General features: G+C 66.8%; 15 protein-coding genes. 3 read left to right on the top strand and 12 right to left on the bottom strand.

Going from position 1 to position 16,587, the window contains the following annotated elements; genetic code table 11:
* Nucleotides 1-43: 43 nt before the first annotated feature.
* Together D3874_RS28575 and D3874_RS14740 are read right to left on the bottom strand one after the other, a co-directional pair.
* The gene (locus D3874_RS28575; protein ID WP_158596040.1) at nt 44-184 is read right to left on the bottom strand and encodes a hypothetical protein; all 141 of its coding nucleotides are present in this window, start codon (nt 182-184) and stop codon (nt 44-46) included.
* Between the two features lie 94 nt (nt 185-278).
* Nucleotides 279-743, bottom strand: coding sequence for a nucleoside deaminase (locus D3874_RS14740; RefSeq protein ID WP_456306417.1), 465 nt, complete (start codon nt 741-743; stop codon nt 279-281).
* A 15-nt stretch (nt 744-758) separates the two neighbouring features.
* On the opposite strand from D3874_RS14740, the gene D3874_RS31215 reads away from it, so the two are divergent.
* Nucleotides 759-2,222 carry a pseudouridine synthase gene (locus tag D3874_RS31215; RefSeq protein ID WP_119778757.1) on the top strand — a complete coding sequence of 488 codons (1,464 nt, stop codon included), beginning with the start codon at nt 759-761 and terminating at the stop codon, nt 2,220-2,222.
* Nucleotides 2,200-2,757, top strand: a complete 558-nt coding sequence (gene rsmD, locus D3874_RS14730) for a 16S rRNA (guanine(966)-N(2))-methyltransferase RsmD (RefSeq protein ID WP_119778756.1) — start codon at nt 2,200-2,202, stop codon at nt 2,755-2,757. Before D3874_RS31215 ends, rsmD begins: the two co-directional genes overlap by 23 nt.
* A 1-nt stretch (nt 2,758) precedes the next feature.
* Here the strand turns inward: rsmD and D3874_RS14725 are convergent, their stop codons facing one another.
* The 7 genes from D3874_RS14725 to D3874_RS28570 all read right to left on the bottom strand — a co-directional run bounded on the left by D3874_RS14725 (nt 2,759) and on the right by D3874_RS28570 (nt 11,070).
* Nucleotides 2,759-3,361: a cysteine hydrolase family protein gene (locus D3874_RS14725; RefSeq protein WP_119778755.1), complete on the bottom strand. Its 603-nt coding sequence runs from the start codon at nt 3,359-3,361 to the stop codon at nt 2,759-2,761.
* A gap of 12 nt (nt 3,362-3,373) precedes the next feature.
* On the bottom strand, nt 3,374-5,176 hold the full coding sequence (mutL, locus tag D3874_RS14720) for a DNA mismatch repair endonuclease MutL (RefSeq protein WP_119778754.1): 1,803 nt from the start codon (nt 5,174-5,176) through the stop codon (nt 3,374-3,376).
* A gap of 36 nt (nt 5,177-5,212) precedes the next feature.
* Nucleotides 5,213-6,544 carry a glucose-6-phosphate isomerase gene (locus D3874_RS14715; protein WP_119778753.1) on the bottom strand — a complete coding sequence of 444 codons (1,332 nt, stop codon included), beginning with the start codon at nt 6,542-6,544 and terminating at the stop codon, nt 5,213-5,215.
* Nucleotides 6,545-6,682: 138 nt separating this feature from the next.
* Nucleotides 6,683-7,294, bottom strand: a complete 612-nt coding sequence (locus D3874_RS14710; protein ID WP_119778752.1) for a DUF3035 domain-containing protein — start codon at nt 7,292-7,294, stop codon at nt 6,683-6,685.
* A gap of 2 nt (nt 7,295-7,296) precedes the next feature.
* Entirely contained in the window at nt 7,297-7,803 is a 507-nt protein-coding gene (gene lspA / locus D3874_RS14705) for a signal peptidase II (RefSeq protein WP_119782306.1), read from the bottom strand.
* Nucleotides 7,796-10,627 (bottom strand): isoleucine--tRNA ligase, encoded by a 2,832-nt coding sequence (gene ileS / locus D3874_RS14700; RefSeq protein WP_119778751.1) that lies wholly within the window; start codon nt 10,625-10,627, stop codon nt 7,796-7,798. Before ileS ends, lspA begins: the two co-directional genes overlap by 8 nt.
* A 212-nt stretch (nt 10,628-10,839) precedes the next feature.
* Nucleotides 10,840-11,070 carry a hypothetical protein gene (locus tag D3874_RS28570; RefSeq protein WP_119778750.1) on the bottom strand — a complete coding sequence of 77 codons (231 nt, stop codon included), beginning with the start codon at nt 11,068-11,070 and terminating at the stop codon, nt 10,840-10,842.
* 21 nt (nt 11,071-11,091) lie between these two features.
* On the opposite strand from D3874_RS28570, the gene D3874_RS14690 reads away from it, so the two are divergent.
* Entirely contained in the window at nt 11,092-11,862 is a 771-nt protein-coding gene (locus D3874_RS14690) for a DUF72 domain-containing protein (protein ID WP_119778749.1), read from the top strand.
* 162 nt (nt 11,863-12,024) lie between these two features.
* Here the strand turns inward: D3874_RS14690 and D3874_RS14685 are convergent, their stop codons facing one another.
* From D3874_RS14685 to D3874_RS14675, 3 genes are all read right to left on the bottom strand, one after another.
* Nucleotides 12,025-14,529, bottom strand: coding sequence for a S8 family peptidase (locus tag D3874_RS14685; protein ID WP_119778748.1), 2,505 nt, complete (start codon nt 14,527-14,529; stop codon nt 12,025-12,027).
* A 14-nt stretch (nt 14,530-14,543) separates the two neighbouring features.
* Nucleotides 14,544-15,746, bottom strand: a complete 1,203-nt coding sequence (locus D3874_RS14680; RefSeq protein ID WP_199699070.1) for an AAA family ATPase — start codon at nt 15,744-15,746, stop codon at nt 14,544-14,546.
* 193 nt (nt 15,747-15,939) lie between these two features.
* Complete coding sequence (locus D3874_RS14675) at nt 15,940-16,401, bottom strand: mobile mystery protein A (protein WP_119782304.1); 462 nt, start codon at nt 16,399-16,401, stop codon at nt 15,940-15,942.
* Between the last annotated feature and the right edge of the window lie 186 nt (nt 16,402-16,587).

Raw genomic sequence — 16,587 nt, 5'->3', positions numbered from 1 at the left:
TTCGACGCTTGCGTTCAAAGTGTACGAGGCCACCGACGCGCGCTCATTCACGCTCGGCCTCGCGGCGGCGCTCGGCGATGAACTCATCCACGATATTGCGATCTGGGCCGACCAGCGCCCGGCAGTGCGCCTGCAATCGGGCGATCGCCGCCGCTCTCGTTTCGTCGTCCGTGGCTGCGGCCACGCGATTCGTGCCTGGCTCTTTAGTACCTTAACTATCGCGACTGGACACGATGACGCTCCTTTTCCGAGTAGGTGCGGAGGAGATGCCCTTAAAACTACCGCTTCTGGCGGAAAAAGTCCCGCAACAGGTCACCAGCCGCTTCCGCGCCGATGCCGTCGTAGAGTTCTGGCGCGTGGTGGCAGGTGGGTTGGCTGAAAAAGCGCGGGCCGTGGGCGACGGCGCCGCCCTTGGGGTCGTCGGCGCCGTAGTAGAGGCGGCGGATGCGGGCGAACGAGATCGCGCCGGCGCACATGGCGCAGGGCTCCAGGGTCACGTAGAGATCGCAGCCGGCCAGCCGCTCCTGGCCCAGGCCCTGGGCGGCGGCGCGGATGGCGAGGATTTCGGCATGGGCGGTGGGGTCGTTCAATTCGCGTGTGCGATTGCCGGCGCGGGCGACGATCCGCCGCTCGGCGTCGGTGATGACACAGCCTACGGGCACCTCGCCACGGGCGGCGGCGGCCTGGGCCTCGAGCAGGGCGGTTTCCATCGGCGTCTTGGTCATGGCGCGCAGAAAATACACGACTATGATCCGCCCATGTCGAGAAACGAGAAATCACCCAACCCTGCCCCCGCCGCGGACAAGTCCGAGGGCGAACGCATTGCCAAATACCTGGCCCGGGCCGGGGTCTGCTCCCGGCGCGATGCCGAGCAGATGATCGTCGCGGGCAAGGTCGCCGTCGACGGCGTCACCCTGGCCAGTCCCGCCTTCAAGGTGACCGGCGCGGAACGGATCACGGTCGACGGCCGGGTCATCGGCGCGCCCCAGCGGCCCAAGATGTGGCGCTTCCACAAGCCGCGCGGCCTAGTGGTCAGCCACAAGGACGAGATGGGCCGGCCCACGGTGTTCGATTTCCTGAAAGACGCGGGCCTGCCCCGGGTGATCTCCATCGGCCGCCTCGACCTCAATTCCGAAGGCCTGCTGCTGCTGACCAACGACGGCGAGTTGGCGCGCAGGCTGGAACTGCCCAGCACCGCCTGGGTGCGCCGCTACAAGGTGCGGGTGGCGGGCGAGATCGATCCCAACCGCCTGGAAGCCCTGAAGCACGGCATCACCGTCGACGGTGTCCGCTACGGCGCGATCGAGGTCGAGATCGACCGGGTCGGCGGCCTCAACGGCTGGCTTTATGTCTCGCTGACCGAGGGCAAGAACCGCGAAATCCGCCGGGTGCTGGAGCACCTGGGCCTGTCGGTGAACCGGTTGCAGCGCGTCTCCTACGGCCCCTTCGATATCGACCGGCTGGCGCCGGGCGACATCGTGCCGATCGGCCAGCCCCATGTGGATGCCCTGCTGCGCGGTGACGAGGTCTTCCTCGACAAGCCGCCGCCCAAGGCGCCGAAGAAGCCCCGCCGCGACGAAGCGGTCGAGCCGCCGCCGCGCGAGCAGGTGCCGCCCCGTCGTGACGGACCGCGTGCCGCGTTCGGCAAGGCGGGGACACGCCCACCGGCCGGTGCCCCGTCTCCCCGGGGCCGGGCATCGCGCCCGGACGAGGAATTGCGCCCCTTCAGCAAGGCGGGAAAGCGGCCCGCCGTTGGCGCGGCGGCACCCCAGCGCGAGACCGAATACAAGATGGGACCGCCGGGCCGGGCCAAGGGCCGCCCGGGCGGCGCGCCACCGGCGCCGGATCGGGCCGGCGGCCGGCCGGCATCCCGGCCGCCGCGGGATGACGCCCCGCGCGCCAAGGCCGCGCCCAAGGATCGGGTACCCAGGCAGGGCGAGGAGCGGCCGGTGTCGGACCGCCCCACCGGCCGGCTGAGTTCCCGTCCCGCAAGCGGGGCGACCCAGCCGCGCCACAGCCCGGACCAGAAGGCGCCGCCTGCCGCGGCCGGGCGGGCCAGCGCGCGGTTGAGTTCCCGCCCGGCAAAGCCCGAGGCCGAGCGCAAACCGGCACCGGCACCCAAGGGAGCGCCATCGCGGCCCGGGGCCAAGCCGGGAACGCGGCCCTCGGGGGGTGCTGCGGCGCCGAAGGGGCGCGGCAATGCGAATCGTCGCCGGCCGTAATCGCGGCCGTATCCTGGCAACGCCCGAGGATCGCGGCGTCCGCCCCTCCAGCGACCGTCTGCGCGAAGCAGTGTTCAGCATCCTCGCCTCGCGCAATCCGCCCCTGCCGCAGGACGCGGTGGTGCTCGACGTCTTCGCCGGCACCGGGGCGATGGGCCTGGAGGCCCTGTCGCGCGGGGCGGTCCAGGTGACTTTCATCGAGAAGGATGCGGCCGCCCTGCGCCTGGTCGCCGAGAACATCGGCCGGGTGAAGGGCGAGGCGGCGTGCAAGGCGATCAACCGCGATGCGACCGATCCCGGCGTGCCGCCCGCCGGCAGGCCTGCGGCTGATCTCGTGTTCCTCGATCCGCCCTACGGCAAGGGCCTGTGCGAGGCGGCACTCGCGGCGCTGGCGGCGCGGGGCTGGCTCAAGCCCGATGCGCTGGTCGTCGCCGAGCATGACGGCCAGGAAGACCCGGCGTGGCCGGCGGGCTTTGTGGTGCTGGACCGTCGGCGTTACGGCAAGGCGGCGGTGACGTTTCTGATGCGGGGATGACTCAGCCCCAGGCGCCGGTGTCCTTCACCACCACGGCGAAGCCGTCGGCCAGCTCGGTCAGGGCGGTCTGGCGGACCGTCTCGGCCGCGACCACGCCGCCCAGCGGGTTGGGCAGGTCGCGGGTGGCGGTCGCATCGGCTACCACGGTGACGCGGTAGCCGTATTGCTCGGCCGCGGCGCGGGCGGTGGCCGAGACGCAGAGATGGGTCATGTTGCCCGCGATGATCAGTTCCGAACGGCCGGTCGCCTTCACCTTGGCGTCGAGTTCGGTGCCGATGAAGGCATTGGCGAAGGCCTTGCGCAGGACCGGTTCATGGCCCTGCGGGGCAACCTCGGCCAGCAGGTCGATGTTGCGCGTGGCGGGGTTGAACAGGGGGCCGCCGTCGGCCTCGGCATGGACGATGTGGATCACGGGCACGCCGTTGCGTCTGGCCAGTTCCAGCAGTTTTGCCGCTTCGCCTGCTGCCTCGCGCACCTTGTCCAGGGGCAGGGCGCCGTCGAGATATTCCCGCTGGATATCGATCAGCACCAGGGCCGACTGTGCGAGCGGCGAGGGGTGGCCAGGGGCGCCGACCAGTTGCAGCAGCGATTGCGGTTTCGTCATGTGCCGTACTCCTTAACGCCGACCGAACAGGCGTTCCACATCGGCGAGCTTCAGCTCGACATAGGTGGGACGGCCATGATTGCACTGGCCGGAATGGGGCGTCGCCTCCATCTCGCGCAGCAGGGCATCCATCTCAGGATAGGTGAGGCGGCGGCCGGCGCGCACCGCCGAATGGCAGGCCAGGGTGCCGCAGACGTGCGCCAGTTTTTCGTCCAGCGCGAAGGCATCGCCCAGCTCGGCGATCTCGTCGCCCAAGTCGCGGATCAGGCCCGGCACGTCGAGCTTGCCCAGCAGGGCGGGGACTTCGCGCACCACCACGGCGCCGTGGCCGAAGGCTTCGACCACCAGGCCTAAGCGCGCCAGGTCGTCGGCCTTGGCGGCGATGCGGGCGGCGGCGCCGTCGTCGAGCTCGACCACCTCGGGGAGCAGCAGCACCTGGCGCCGCACCCCGCCATCGGCCGCCATTGCCTTCTTCATGCGCTCGTAGACCAGGCGTTCGTGGGCGGCATGCTGATCGACCAGGACCAGGCCGTCGCGCGTCTCGGCCACGATATAGGTCAGGTGCAACTGCCCGCGGGGTACGCCCAGGGGCCGGTCGATGTCGTCGTCCTCATGCGCCACGGCGGTGGTGGCGACGCCCGGGTTGGCATCCATCGGCGCCTGGAAGGCATAGGCGGCGGTGCGCTCGGCCAGGCTCGACCGGGCCGGCGCGGTGAAGCCGTTGCCGAAGGGCAGGGCATAGCTGGGCCGGGAAAGCTCGGTCGGCCGGAACGCGCCCAGGGCGGCACCGGCGACCGTGGTCGAGGCGCGGTGGCCGGCCGCGCCCAGGGCATGGCGCAGGGCGCCGACGATCAGGCCGCGCACCAGGCCGGGGTCGCGGAAGCGCACCTCGGCCTTGGCCGGGTGGACGTTCACGTCGACGCTGCGGCCGTCGATCTCCAGGTACAGGGCGACGGCGGGGTGGCGGTCGCGCGCCAGGAAATCGGCATAGGCCCCGCGCACGGCCCCGGTCAGCAGCTTGTCCTTCACCGGCCGGCCGTTGACGAACAGGTACTGATGGGCGGCGGTCGCCCGGGCATAGGTCGGCAGGCTGGCAAAGCCGGTGAGGCGGATGCCCTCGCGGTCGGCCGCGATGGCCAGGGCATTGTCGGCGAAATCGCGCCCGATCACGGCGGCGATGCGGTTGCGCCGGGCGGTCTCGGCATCCAGGGTATTCTCGGCCGTCACCCGCAAGGCCGTGCGATTGCCGTCCGACAGCGAGAAGGCGACCTGCGGGTGGGACAGCGCCAGCCGGCGCATGACATCGGCGATGGCCTGGAACTCGGCCTGTTCGGATTTGAGGAATTTCAGGCGCGCCGGCGTCGCATAGAACAGGTCGTGGACTTCGACCCTGGTGCCGGCATTGATCGCCGCCGGTTCTATTGGCTGGACGCGCCCGCCGTCGACCCGGATCGCCCAGGCCTGAGCGCTGCCGCGCGCCCGGCTGACGATCTCCAGCCGGGCGACCGAGCCGATCGAGGGCAGGGCCTCGCCACGGAAGCCGAAACTGGCGATCGCTTCCAGGTCGTCGTCGGGCAGTTTGGAGGTGGCGTGGCGCTCGACCGCCAGGGCCAGTTCGTCGGCATCCATGCCGAAGCCGTCGTCGGCGACACGGATCAGGCCGCGGCCGCCGCCTTCGACCACGACATCGACACGGGCGGCCCCGGCATCGAGGGCATTCTCGGCCAGTTCCTTGACGGCGCTGGCCGGCCGCTCGACGACTTCGCCGGCAGCGATACGGTTGACGGTCGACTCGGAGAGGCGGCGGATACGCATGGGGCCATCATGCCCCATGCGCGGTGCCGATGGCAGTCAGAGCGTGTTGTTGCTCAGATACTGGCGGGTCAGGATCTTGCCGTCCTCGACCGCGGGCTGGTCGAACGGGTCGACCGCCAGCAATTCAGACGCGATCAGGGTCTCGAGCGTGAAGTGCATGAACAGCCAGCCCAGCGCCGCCTCGTCGAGGTGGGGGATGGTCAGGCGGCGCACCGGGCGCTTGAACTTGACCAGGGTGTCGCCGGTGGCGCGGGCCTGGGCGGCGACGATGTCGCCGATATGCCGCCCGGCCAGGAAGGCCAGGGACGGATCGTCGGCCAGGTCGGCGCGCAGCAAGGGGCCCTGGCCCTGGGTGGCCAGGTCGACGACGGTATAGAGCTTGTCGTCCGGGCCATCGAGGTAGAGCTGCAACTGGCTGTGCTGGTCGACCGGGCCGACCGCGGTGATCGGCGTCGTGCCCTTGCCGTGCTTGCCGAGCGATTCGGCCCACAACTGCCGCCACCAGGCGGCCAGGCGCTCCAGCCGGTCGGCATAGGCGAGCATGACGGTCTGGTCGAGGCCGGCATCGTCGGCGGCGACCGAGACCGCGGCGCCCACCGCGGCGGGGGCGTCAGTGGGGTCCTGCGCCTGCAGATTGGCTTCCAGTGCCGCGGCAGCGCCGCGGCGCAGGGCGCGCGCATCCAGCCCCAGGATCAGCGCCGGCAGGGTGCCGATCACCGAGAGCACGGCATAGCGGCCGCCCAGGTTGGGATCATGGTCGAGGATCTGGGCGCCATAGCGGGTGGCCAGGCGGCGCAGCAGGTTGTTGCCCGGCTCGGTCACCACGGTCAGCTTGGCGCCCAGCTTGGCGCCGGCAAAGCCGGCCTTTTCCAGGGCGTCGATCACCACCAGCAATTGCGCGATGGTCTCGGCCGTCGACCCCGACTTGGACGCGATCAGGAAATGGGTGCGCGTCAGGTCGATCGAGCCCAGGGCGGCGGCGAGGCCCACCGGGTCGAGATTGTCGAGGAAGCCCAGGCGCGGCCGGTCGGCCGGGCCGCCGAAAGGCGTCTGCACCAGTTGGGCGATGGCCTGCGGGCCCAGCGACGAGCCGCCCGTGCCCAGCAGCACGACATGATCGGCCGTGGCCGCGATGCGGGCCGCCACGGCTTCCTGTTCGGCCAGGTCGTCGGTGCGATAGGGGATCGAGAAGTGCGGCAGCGTGCCGCGGGCCGCCTGGTCGCGGAACTTGGCCAGCGCGGCCGGCGTCTCGCTCAGGCGCTTGGCGATCTGCTCGCCCGTGAGGCGGCCGATGCGGCATTCCTCGATCGACTGGCGGAACGGATCGGCCACCTTGGCGGCCTTCGCGGCGGCGGCGACGATGCTCATGGCGCCACCGTCACGGCGTCGACGAGCCTTGGGGAAAGCACGAAGCAGGGGATTGCGCGAACCCGGACGAAGATTGAGCGCGACGTCGATAAGGGCCATTAGGGCTCTCGAAGGTGACCATGTGCCGATTGCACACGATCAGAAAACACCTTCGAGTAGTCCCGGTTCCCCGCGCTTGATTTGCGGCGTGTCGCCGCTGGTCGCCGGCAGGCCCTGGTTGGCGTTCTGGCGCAGGCGCTGGGCCTCGGCCGGGGCGTCGACCACGATGTCGGTCGGGTCGGTCTGGATGCCCAGCACGGCCTGGGCGAAGCTGTTGCTCTTCTCGACCAGGGCGCCCGATTCCCGGTTCAGGGTGGCGCGGATGTCCGGCTCGGCATTGGCCGCGCCGGCGCGGCTGAGGAACAGGGTTTCCAGCGAGCCCGGGGCCATGCCGGCGCCGGTGCCGACCGGCGCGCCGGCGGCCGGGCCGGTCGCCAGCGAGGCGCCGAACACGGCTTCCGAGGCGGCGCGTTCGGGATTGGCCTGCTGGGTCGGCGGGGCGCCCGGCTCGGGCGGGCGCAGGCTGTAGTCGGGCGGCATGACCAGCGGGGCCTGGGTCACCACCGAGAATTCGTCCGGCGCGGTGCGCGACAGGCCCATCTGGGCGCGAATGTCGCCGCCGCCGTCGCAGGCCGCGAGCAGCAGGCCGGCGGCGGCCACGCCGGTGAGCGCCAGGGCGCGGCGGCCATTGGTGCGGATGATCAGGCTCATCTTCACTGCTCCTTTAGCGACGGGGCGACCTTGGCGCCGCCGCGGAAGGCATCGAGCAACAGGAAACCGACGCCGATGGTAATCGCGGCGTCGGCAATGTTGAACGCCCAGAAATGAAAACCGAAGAGGTGGAAGTCGAAGAAATCGGCCACCGCCCCGTAAACCACGCGATCATACGCATTGCCCAGGGCGCCGCCAGCCACGAAAGCCAGGCCGGTGACCGCGATCCTGGCGGCATTGCGCCACATCCAGGCAATGAGGACCAACGCGACCACGACGGCAAAGCCGGTCAGCAGGTAGCGCCCGGCAGCGTCGCCCTGCTGGAACAAGCCGAAGCTGACGCCGCGGTTCCACACCATGACCAGATTGAAGAAATCGGTCACCGTGATCGCATCCTGCCCGTCCAGCCGGCCGATCAGCGCTTCCTTCGAGACGCGGTCGGCGACCAGGGTCAGGGCCAGCAGGATCAGCCCCAGGCCCCGATGCCGCACGGCGCCGGCCTCAGCCATGGGCGACGACCCCATAGCAGCGGTGGCACAGGCCGGGATGATCGGCATGGGCGCCGACCTCGGGCAGGACCATCCAGCAGCGGACGCATTTCTCGCCCGTCGCATTGCGCGGCACCACCGCGACGCCCGGCACGTCGGGCAGGCGGAAGGCACCGTCCGGCCCCGGGCCGGCGGCCAGTTCCAGGCCTGAGGTGATCAACAGCTCGGCCATGTCGACCGACTGGGCCAGCGCCAGCAGGCCGGCATCCTCGATATGCACCACCGGGTTGGCCTGCAGGCTGGCGCCGATCCGCTTCTCGCGCCGTTCCACTTCCAGGGCGCCGGTGATCACCCGGCGCAGGTCGCGCAGGCGCTCCCACTTGGCGGCCAGGGCGTCGTCGGCCCATGTCGCCGGGATGGGGGCGAATTCGTGCAGGTGGATGCTCTCGCCCTCGTCGTCGGGGAAGCGGGTCAGCCAGGCTTCCTCGGTGGTGAAGCACAGCACCGGGGCGGCCCAGGTGGTGAGGCAGGTGAACAGCGTGTCGAGCACGGTGCGCACGGCGCGGCGGCGGATCGAATCCGTCGCGTCGCAATAGAGCGCGTCCTTGCGCACGTCGAAATAGAAGGCCGAGAGGTCGGAGATGCAGAATTCCGCCAGCGCGGTGAAGGCGCGGTGGAATTCGTACTCGCCGTAGCCCGCCCGGATGTCGCGGTCGAGCTCGCTCAACCGGTGCAGGACCCAGCGGTCCAGCTCGGGCATCGCCTCGGCGGGGAGTTTCTCGGCCGCGGTGAAGCCCGCGATATTGCCCAGCACGTAACGGATCGTGTTGCGCAGCTTGCGATAGATCTCGACCTTAGCCTTCAGGATGTCGTTGTCGATCTTCAGGTCTTCCGAGAAGTCCGACGTCGCCACCCACAGGCGCAGGATATCGGCGCCGTTCTGGTCGATCACGTTCTGCGGCGCGATGGTGTTGCCCAGCGACTTGGACATCTTGCGGCCCTGGCCGTCGACCACGAAGCCGTGGGTGACGACCGCGTCGTAAGGCGCCCGGCCGCGGGTGCCGCAGGCCTCCAGCAGGGAGGAATGGAACCAGCCGCGATGCTGGTCCGAGCCCTCAAGGTACAGCGAGGCCGGCCACATCAGCTCTTCCCGCTCTTCCAGCACGAAGGCGTGGGTGGAACCCGAATCGAACCAGACGTCGAGAATGTCGGTGACCTGCTCGTAATCCGCCGGGTCGTAACCCTGCCCCAAGAACCGTTCCGGCTTGCTGGCGAACCAGGCATCCGCCCCTTCGGCCTGCACCGCCTCGACGATGCGTTCGTTGACTTGCCCGTCGCGCAGCGGCTCGCTGGTCGCCTTGTTCACGAACACGGTGATGGGCACGCCCCAGGCGCGCTGGCGCGAGATCACCCAGTCGGGCCGGCTGGCGATCATGGCATGGATGCGGTTGCGCCCGACGCCGGGCACCCACTGGGTCTCGTCGATCGCGGCCAGGGCCTTGTCGCGCAGGCCGTTGGTGGTCATCGAGATGAACCACTGCGGGGTGGCGCGGAAGATCACCGGCGCCTTGGAGCGCCAGGAATGCGGGTAGGAATGGGTGAGCCGGCCGCGGCTGAGCAGCCCGCCGGCCTCGTCGATCGCCTCGCACACGGCACCGTTGGCGTCGCCGTCCTTGCCGTTGGCGCGCAGCACCCGGCGGCCGGCGAACAGCGGCACATGGGGGGCATAGACGCCGTCCGGCCCGACATATTCGGGCACTTCCAGGCCATGCTTGCGGCCCAGCTCGAAATCGTCCGGGCCGTGGGCCGGCGCCATGTGGACGAAGCCGGTGCCGGTATCCATGGTGACGAAATCGCCCGCCAGCACCGGCACGTCGAAGTCATAGCCTTGCCCGCGCAGCGGATGGGCGCAGATGGCGTGGCCGGCGATCTCGGCGCCCGCCAGGCGCGCCTCGACCGCGTAATCGGTGATGCCGGTATCGCGCAGGACCTGGGCCAGCAGCGGTTCCGCCAGCACCAGCGATTCGCCGACCTTGGCGCGGCTGGCATCGGTCACATCGGTCACCTTGATGCGGACATAGTGCGCCTCGGCCCCGGCGGCGATGCCGCGGTTGGCCGGCATGGTCCAGGGCGTGGTGGTCCAGATCACGATCGCGGCCCCCAGCAGCGCCGCGGGGCCCGAGACCACGGGGAAGCGGACATGGATCGTGGTCGAGGTATGGTCGTGATATTCGATCTCGGCCTCGGCCAGGGCGGTCTCCTCGACCACCGACCACATCACCGGCTTGGCCCCGCGATAGAGGCCGCCGTTCATCAGGAACTTCAGGCACTCCTGAACGATCCTGGCCTCGGCCGGATAGGCCATGGTGGTATAGGGGTTCGACCAGTCGCCCTCGACGCCCAGACGCCGGAACTCCGCCTTCTGCACGCCGATCCAGTGTTCGGCAAAGTCGCGGCATTCCTGGCGGAATTCGACCACGGGCACGGCGTTCTTGGACTTGCCGGCGGCCCTGTACTTCTCCTCGATCTTCCATTCGATCGGCAGGCCGTGACAATCCCAGCCCGGCACATAGGGCGCGTCCTTGCCCATCATCGACTGGCTGCGGTTGATCACATCCTTCAGGATCTTGTTCAGCGCCGTGCCGATGTGGATGTTGCCGTTGGCATAGGGCGGGCCATCGTGCAGGACGAATTTCTCGCGGCCCTTGCGGCTGGCGCGCAGCTTCCCGTAGATGTCGAGCCGGTCCCAGCGTTCAATCAGCGCCGGTTCTTTCCGCGTCAGCCCGGCCTTCATCTCAAAGCCGGTCTCGGGCAGAAAAACGGTCGCTTTGTAATCGGTGCTCATCGCGGGAACGGGCCAAAATGTAAGGGGCAAGCAAAGGTTCGTGGTTGTATCAGGCTGTTTCCAGCCCGTCCAGCCATGGGGCCGCCGCGAATCCGCCCCTCGATACCCCGTCATTCCGGCGCAGGCCGGAATCCATTGGGACGTCGCGCGCTGCCCCAGAATGGATCCCGGCCTGCGCCGGGATGACGGCGGGGGCTCACAGGCCGGGAGTCCTACCGCCGCCGCGCGATGAAAATCGCCACCAGCCCGGCCACGGCCAGCAAGGCGCCGCGCCAGATCCACGGTGTCTGCGAGATCATGAAGCTGCTCTCCGGCCAAGGGATATAGCCGCTGCCCTGGCCCATCCACAGCCCACCCATGAGCAGGGCGAGGATGCCGATGACGAGCAGGATGGTCTTTGCGATCTTCACGACGCGGCCCTTTCCATGGACGATGGCCGCCACCTTAGCACCGGGAGCGACGTCATGGCGGGCCAGAACAAGACGGGCAAAGTTGGGGCGGGCAAGATCAGGGTGGGCATCGGCGGCTGGACCTTCGAGCCCTGGCGCGGCGTCTTCTACCCCGACGACCTCACGCAAAAGCGCGAACTCGAATACGCCTCGCGCCGGCTGACCTCGATCGAGATCAACGGCACCTATTATTCCAGCTTCAAGCCCGACACCTGGGCCAAATGGCGCGACGAGACGCCCGACGGCTTCGTCTTCGCGGTGAAGGCCTCGCGCTTCACCACCAACCGCCGGGTGCTGGCCGACGCCGCCGAATCGGTGGGGAAATTCGTGGGCCAGGGCCTGAGCGAACTGGGCGACAAGCTCGGCCCCATCAACTGGCAGTTCATGGCGACCAAGAAGTTCGACCCCGCCGACTTCGGCGCCTTCCTCTCCCTCCTGCCCAGGGAGCAGGACGGCCTCCCCCTGCGCCACGCCGTGGAGGTGCGCAGCCCCACCTTCCAGACCCAGGAATTCTACGACCTCGCCCACCGCCACAATGTGGCGATCGTCTATGCCAAGGACGAAGACTTCCCCGAAATCGACCAACCCACCGCCGATTTCACCTACGCCCGCTTCATGTCCAGCCACGAGGACCTGCCCAGCGGGGTGACCGATGCGGAACTGGCGGGGTACACGAAGCAGGCCAAGGCCTGGGCGAAGCGGGGGGACGTGTTCGCCTATTTCATCGCCGGGGCGAAGGTGCGCAACCCGGCGGCGGCGATGGCGCTGATTGAGAAGGTGGGGTGAGGGGATGGGGGCAACCATGGCTTGGTCGATCGATCTTGCACTAAGACGACGGCCCTTGGCCGAGAGTGGTCCTTCCATAGAGCTTGGTCTCACAGCTGCTCAGCGCCCAAGAACGGACATTGATGTCAGTTCAGACAGTGAGCCGTCCATATGCTGCCCCTACTATCCGCCGGTGCGGACACGCTGATGCGTCCTCAAGTCCTCTAGCTGAACGCGGCTGGTTTGCAGCGAACGTCGCAGTTGCTGGAAAATGGGTTGCACGCCGCTAGGGTCACGGATTGTTACTACGAGGCTGAAAGGTACACCTTCGATCGGGAACGGCGCTTCGGCCCGTCTGAGCGCAGACACCTCAATGCGCCACTCTGAGCTTTCGCCAGCACCAACGGCGGCAAAGCGCGTCCTATAGCGCTTGGTAGGCCACCACTTCAGACCTTGCTTGATCAGTTCCTTTTCTGGCACTGGCTGCTTTGAGGTTTTGGGCAGAAAGCACTGCTCAAACCGATCATGGAAACTGGGGCTTCCGTCCTTGCAGTTCTCCAATTGGCGCTGTTGTAGCTTGGCATCCAGATTGATCCGCACGAACTCGGCGCCAAACGCCCGATCAACCGGCGGTTCATACACAAGCGTCGCGGTCGCTTCCCCAAGGCAGGCGCCGGTACTTGGATCGACAAGGGCCTGCGGCCACTGAAAGGGAAAACGCAGAACTTTCGGGCGCTTCTCGTCGTCCGGAAGGCGGCTCGTGAATACCAAAGTGATCGAGCTGTCATCCGTGAGGAGCATCTGCGATGTCGGACAGGGCACCCCGAAACCAACGAACTGACGCGCCAGATGTGCGAGCCGCTTGTCCTGGAGCGCCTCCGGTGTGAAACAGTTGTGGATCAACAGAGCGCGCAAGGCATGGCTAGGCATCCGCCCTTCAATTCGGCTTTCCAGCGAAGCCAAGGACTTGGCGACCAGGGGAGCTGCGAAGCTGGTGCCACAGTCGGACATTAGCGCCCCGTCCGGAGCCAGCGAAACCAAGCCGTGGTGGCCACTTGGACCTGCGCCGTCGTTGCCCCCGTAGTGCGCCACATCAGGCTTGCAACCGACCCGCAAGCCAGGCCCTCGGCGCGTGTAAGTGGTCGGTAGTCCTTCGTTGTGAACCGTGCAACCAGGTGGGTTCAGAGCCCCAACGGAAATAGCCCGATAGCTTTCTGTCGGCTTGTGGATAGTGTCCGGCTCGACCCTGGCCGCGAAATACTTAATCGCGTCGATGGGCTTTTTCGGCCAAGGAGCGCGGCGCTCGCTTCCGTCGAGATTGCCAGCCGAGTTGACAATGACCACATCATGTTTGGCCGCGATCTCGTCCATGCGCGCGGCATAATAGCTGTAGTGGTCAGGCTCCACCGCGCTGACAGCGTTGATGCTCAGGTTAAAGACGCGAACGCCATGGCTCTCCGACGCCTCCTTGATCGCCTGATCCATCTCGTGAAGGAAATCGATGAAGCCACCTGGATAAGTGCTCATAAAGTCGCCCTGCGGGAAGAGCGCAAGATCAACCAATTCACAACCGTCGTCCTCGAGTCCTGGAATTGCAGGGTTCAAGGCCTTGGCGCCGACCAGCAGCCCCCCTACAAAGGAGCCATGTTCGCCGTCGACTTCGGTTTCGTCCAGATAGTCGTGTCTGCCGATCACCCAGTCGTGGAGTGCAGGGCCAAGACCAGTGTCGATCACGCCTATTTTTGGGTAATTGACCTCGGGGTTAGGCACTGGAACCGCAGGGGTTCGAGAAAGAGGGGCGCTGTCAGCGGTGGACAGTTCAAGCCGGAGCGGTAATGAAATTCGCCGGACTGCCGGATGGCTAGCCAAGTGCTGCAAGGCCTGCTCGTGACGAGCAGGATTGGGGTCGATCTCGACGGGAAGCCCCTCGTTGCTCGGTGCGCTGACGAGCCTTGCCACATCCTGGCTAAGCGTCAGACGCAAGGCTAAGGGTAGTTCACCACCCGCCGCAGGCATGGGCCAAGCAACAACGCCAGCGCCAAGTTGACTGAACAGGCTCTGAACACTTTCGGCGAGGCGACCACGGCTGCGTCCAGTGCGACGTTGGGCCAACACCGGGTTCTCGAACAACTCGACAATGTAGAAGCCGCCAGTCCTCGGATCCGAGAGCCAACTTACAGCCGTCTTCGCGTCGAAATCGCGCTTGGCTATGGGGTCGGGAAGGCTCACGTCCTCGATCGCACCGACATCCGACCTGACCTTTGACGGCTGAGCGCGCACCTTTCCATCGCGGCCTTCCACCCAGTTGGTGGTCAACTCGGCTTCGGCAACCACGTTGATCAGGCCGCCGATATTCTTCGCACTAGCCAAGTAGAACAACTCGCCAAGTCCCGCAGCCCCCACGCATGGAAACTCCGAAGGGACGAACATCGATCGAATGGGACGGTGTGACTTGGCGAGCGCCTCCTCGCGAAGACGCACCTTGATGTAGCCTTGGCCATCAACGCCGACTTTCTCTAGCGTTTTAGAAACCTCTGACAACCGGCCGGCCAACTTGGCCTTATGCTTAGCAAACGCCGCATCACGCCCAGCAAAAAAGTCGAACGGCGGCCCGGACCGGCCTGGCTCCGGGGCGGTAATATAGTCGTTGTCATTGAGGACGATCTGAACCGGATTGTTTTCCGCCATCTACATCCCGGCAACTAAGCCGGCTCCTCCCGCATCCACCGGCTGATTGTGCCCTGATCACGACCGAGCAAATGCGCAACCGTTGACTGGGTGAACTTTCCGTCCTCGCTGGTCAGCAGCGCGCGGGCTAGGCTCTTAGGATCATCACGCAGCGTTCCAAGCCGCGAGCGATCTTCCAATTTGGCACTGGTAATATAGTAGCGCTGCAATGCAGCCAGGATGTCCTGAGGATCCAGTTTGCCGCGTTGTTCGCCCGTCTTCTGTAGGACGCTGTAACGCTTGATGGCGTTTACCATTGACCTGACCTCGGCGCCCGTAGCGCCCTCAGAGGCCCACGAGAGCAAGTCCACGCCGCTATCCTGCACCGAAAGAGGCCGCAGGAAGCCGGCGATGAGCCGCTCGCGCTCGTCAGGCGGCGGCAAAGGCATTTCGATTTTCACCTCGAAGCGTCGCCAAATCGCTGGGTCGAGGAGGTTTGGGTGGTTGGTGATGGCAATCGTCAAGCCAAGGTCCGCGCGCGTATCGAGACATTGCAGCAATGTGTTCACTACCCGCTTAATCTCTCCGACTTCCTGCGGGTCGTCCCGCAGCTTTGCAAGCGCGTCGAATTCGTCGAGTAGCAACACGCAACGGTATCGGTTCGCAAACTCAAACAAGGCACCGATATTGCGCGCTGTGGTGCCAAGGAATGAACTCATCATGCCGTCGAGCCGGGCGAGTACTACTGGCAGCCCAAGTCTTGTGGCGATGTACATGGCGGTCACGGTCTTGCCGGTGCCGGGTTCTCCGAAGATCAGGCAAGACTGGGTCGGCGCCACCCCTAAAGTGCGTAGTTCGTCGTAGTCGACCCACTCCTGGAGCAAACTGTCCAAGGCACTTTGCAAGTCTGGCGTCAGGACTGGTGGCGGAGTTTCGCTCCCAGGATCCATGATAATCTGGGCCAACGGGGAACTGCTCTCGCGATCGTGGGGCGGGTTAACGGAATTAGTGAGCCGCTCGCCAACGGCGGCGCGCGAGAGTTCGACCTTGCTAGGCTGCAGCGCGAGCGATTGCTGCTGAGCCTCAAGGAGGCGGTCTAGGCTCTCGGCCGATTCGGCGTCCCCAGCCTTCTTCAGCCGCTCAAGCAGCCTCTCGACCTGTTTGCGGAACTTGTCGTCCTGCGTCGCCAAGCCGACGCGGCAAAGCGACTGAATGACCGCAAAATGCTCCATGGGCATGCAAACCTCTAACAAATTCATGCGAATTTATGGCATATTCATGCGCAATAGCAAGAAAAATATGCACTTTGCCCCCTGGGGATGCGCTTCAGTATTGAGCCGCCTGACGGTATCTTGCTCGGACCGCCATCGAAATTTGCGGAGACACAGTATGCGAGGATTCCGGGAAGATTCCCGGGACACAGCATGTATCTCACTGCTCATCCCACAGCCGCTTCGGATTTCCACACAGCAGTTCGTCGATCAGCCGCTCCCGCTCCGTCACTAGGCCATAAGCGGTCAAGCCCCGATCCTCCACCGCCCCACCATCCCCGCCCGCCGCCAGCCGCCGCTCGGCCACCGCGGCAGCCCGCGCCTCGATCATCGCTTCCAGCGGTTGGTTGGGCACCAGCGCGTAGACCAGGGTGCAGTTCATGGCTTGGGCCGCCTCGCGCAGGGAGTTCAGGGTGATGCGGCCTTCGGTTTCGGCTTTTTCGAGGGCCGGGATGCGGGGTTGGGAGACGCCCAAGCGTGCGGCAAACTGCCCCGTGGTCATGCCCAGGGCTTCGCGCACCGCCTTGACCCAGCCGCGGGGCGGGCGGGCCAGGGCTTCACTGCCGCGAAGCGCGGAAAGGCGCTGGTCCAGGGCGCGGCGGGCGAGAACATGGCTTTTCATGATAATCTTTGGGTTATTGGTTTGGCCGAAAAAATAACCCATGGATTATGGGCGGGCAACTTTTCGATAACTTTTGGATTATCGTCTGGCCGGTTTCCGGCGGCTTGAGGGGGCGCCCGTCACGGCCCCCCGCCGCCGCACCTTCACCCCTGGCGCTGCCGGTGCTATCCCTAGCCATCGCCCCTC

The organism is Oleomonas cavernae (assembly GCF_003590945.1).
GTDB lineage: Bacteria > Pseudomonadota > Alphaproteobacteria > Zavarziniales > Zavarziniaceae > Zavarzinia > Zavarzinia cavernae.
This window is presented reverse-complemented; position numbering and strand designations above follow the sequence as displayed.

Excerpts from the sequence above, each read along its gene's own strand:
- D3874_RS14690 (WP_119778749.1), top strand. The coding sequence starts at position 11,092 with ATGGCGGGCCAGAACAAGACGGGCAAAGTTGGGGCGGGCAAGATCAGG.
- D3874_RS31215 (WP_119778757.1), top strand. The coding sequence starts at position 759 with ATGTCGAGAAACGAGAAATCACCCAACCCTGCCCCCGCCGCGGACAAG.
- D3874_RS14725 (WP_119778755.1), bottom strand. The coding sequence starts at position 3,361 with ATGACGAAACCGCAATCGCTGCTGCAACTGGTCGGCGCCCCTGGCCAC.
- D3874_RS14685 (WP_119778748.1), bottom strand. The coding sequence starts at position 14,529 with ATGGCGGAAAACAATCCGGTTCAGATCGTCCTCAATGACAACGACTAT.
- D3874_RS14715 (WP_119778753.1), bottom strand. The coding sequence starts at position 6,544 with ATGAGCATCGTCGCCGCCGCCGCGAAGGCCGCCAAGGTGGCCGATCCG.
- mutL (WP_119778754.1), bottom strand. The coding sequence starts at position 5,176 with ATGCGTATCCGCCGCCTCTCCGAGTCGACCGTCAACCGTATCGCTGCC.
- D3874_RS14710 (WP_119778752.1), bottom strand. The coding sequence starts at position 7,294 with ATGAGCCTGATCATCCGCACCAATGGCCGCCGCGCCCTGGCGCTCACC.
- ileS (WP_119778751.1), bottom strand. The coding sequence starts at position 10,627 with ATGAGCACCGATTACAAAGCGACCGTTTTTCTGCCCGAGACCGGCTTT.
- lspA (WP_119782306.1), bottom strand. The coding sequence starts at position 7,803 with ATGGCTGAGGCCGGCGCCGTGCGGCATCGGGGCCTGGGGCTGATCCTG.
- D3874_RS14680 (WP_199699070.1), bottom strand. The coding sequence starts at position 15,746 with ATGCCCATGGAGCATTTTGCGGTCATTCAGTCGCTTTGCCGCGTCGGC.
- rsmD (WP_119778756.1), top strand. The coding sequence starts at position 2,200 with ATGCGAATCGTCGCCGGCCGTAATCGCGGCCGTATCCTGGCAACGCCC.
- D3874_RS14675 (WP_119782304.1), bottom strand. The coding sequence starts at position 16,401 with ATGAAAAGCCATGTTCTCGCCCGCCGCGCCCTGGACCAGCGCCTTTCC.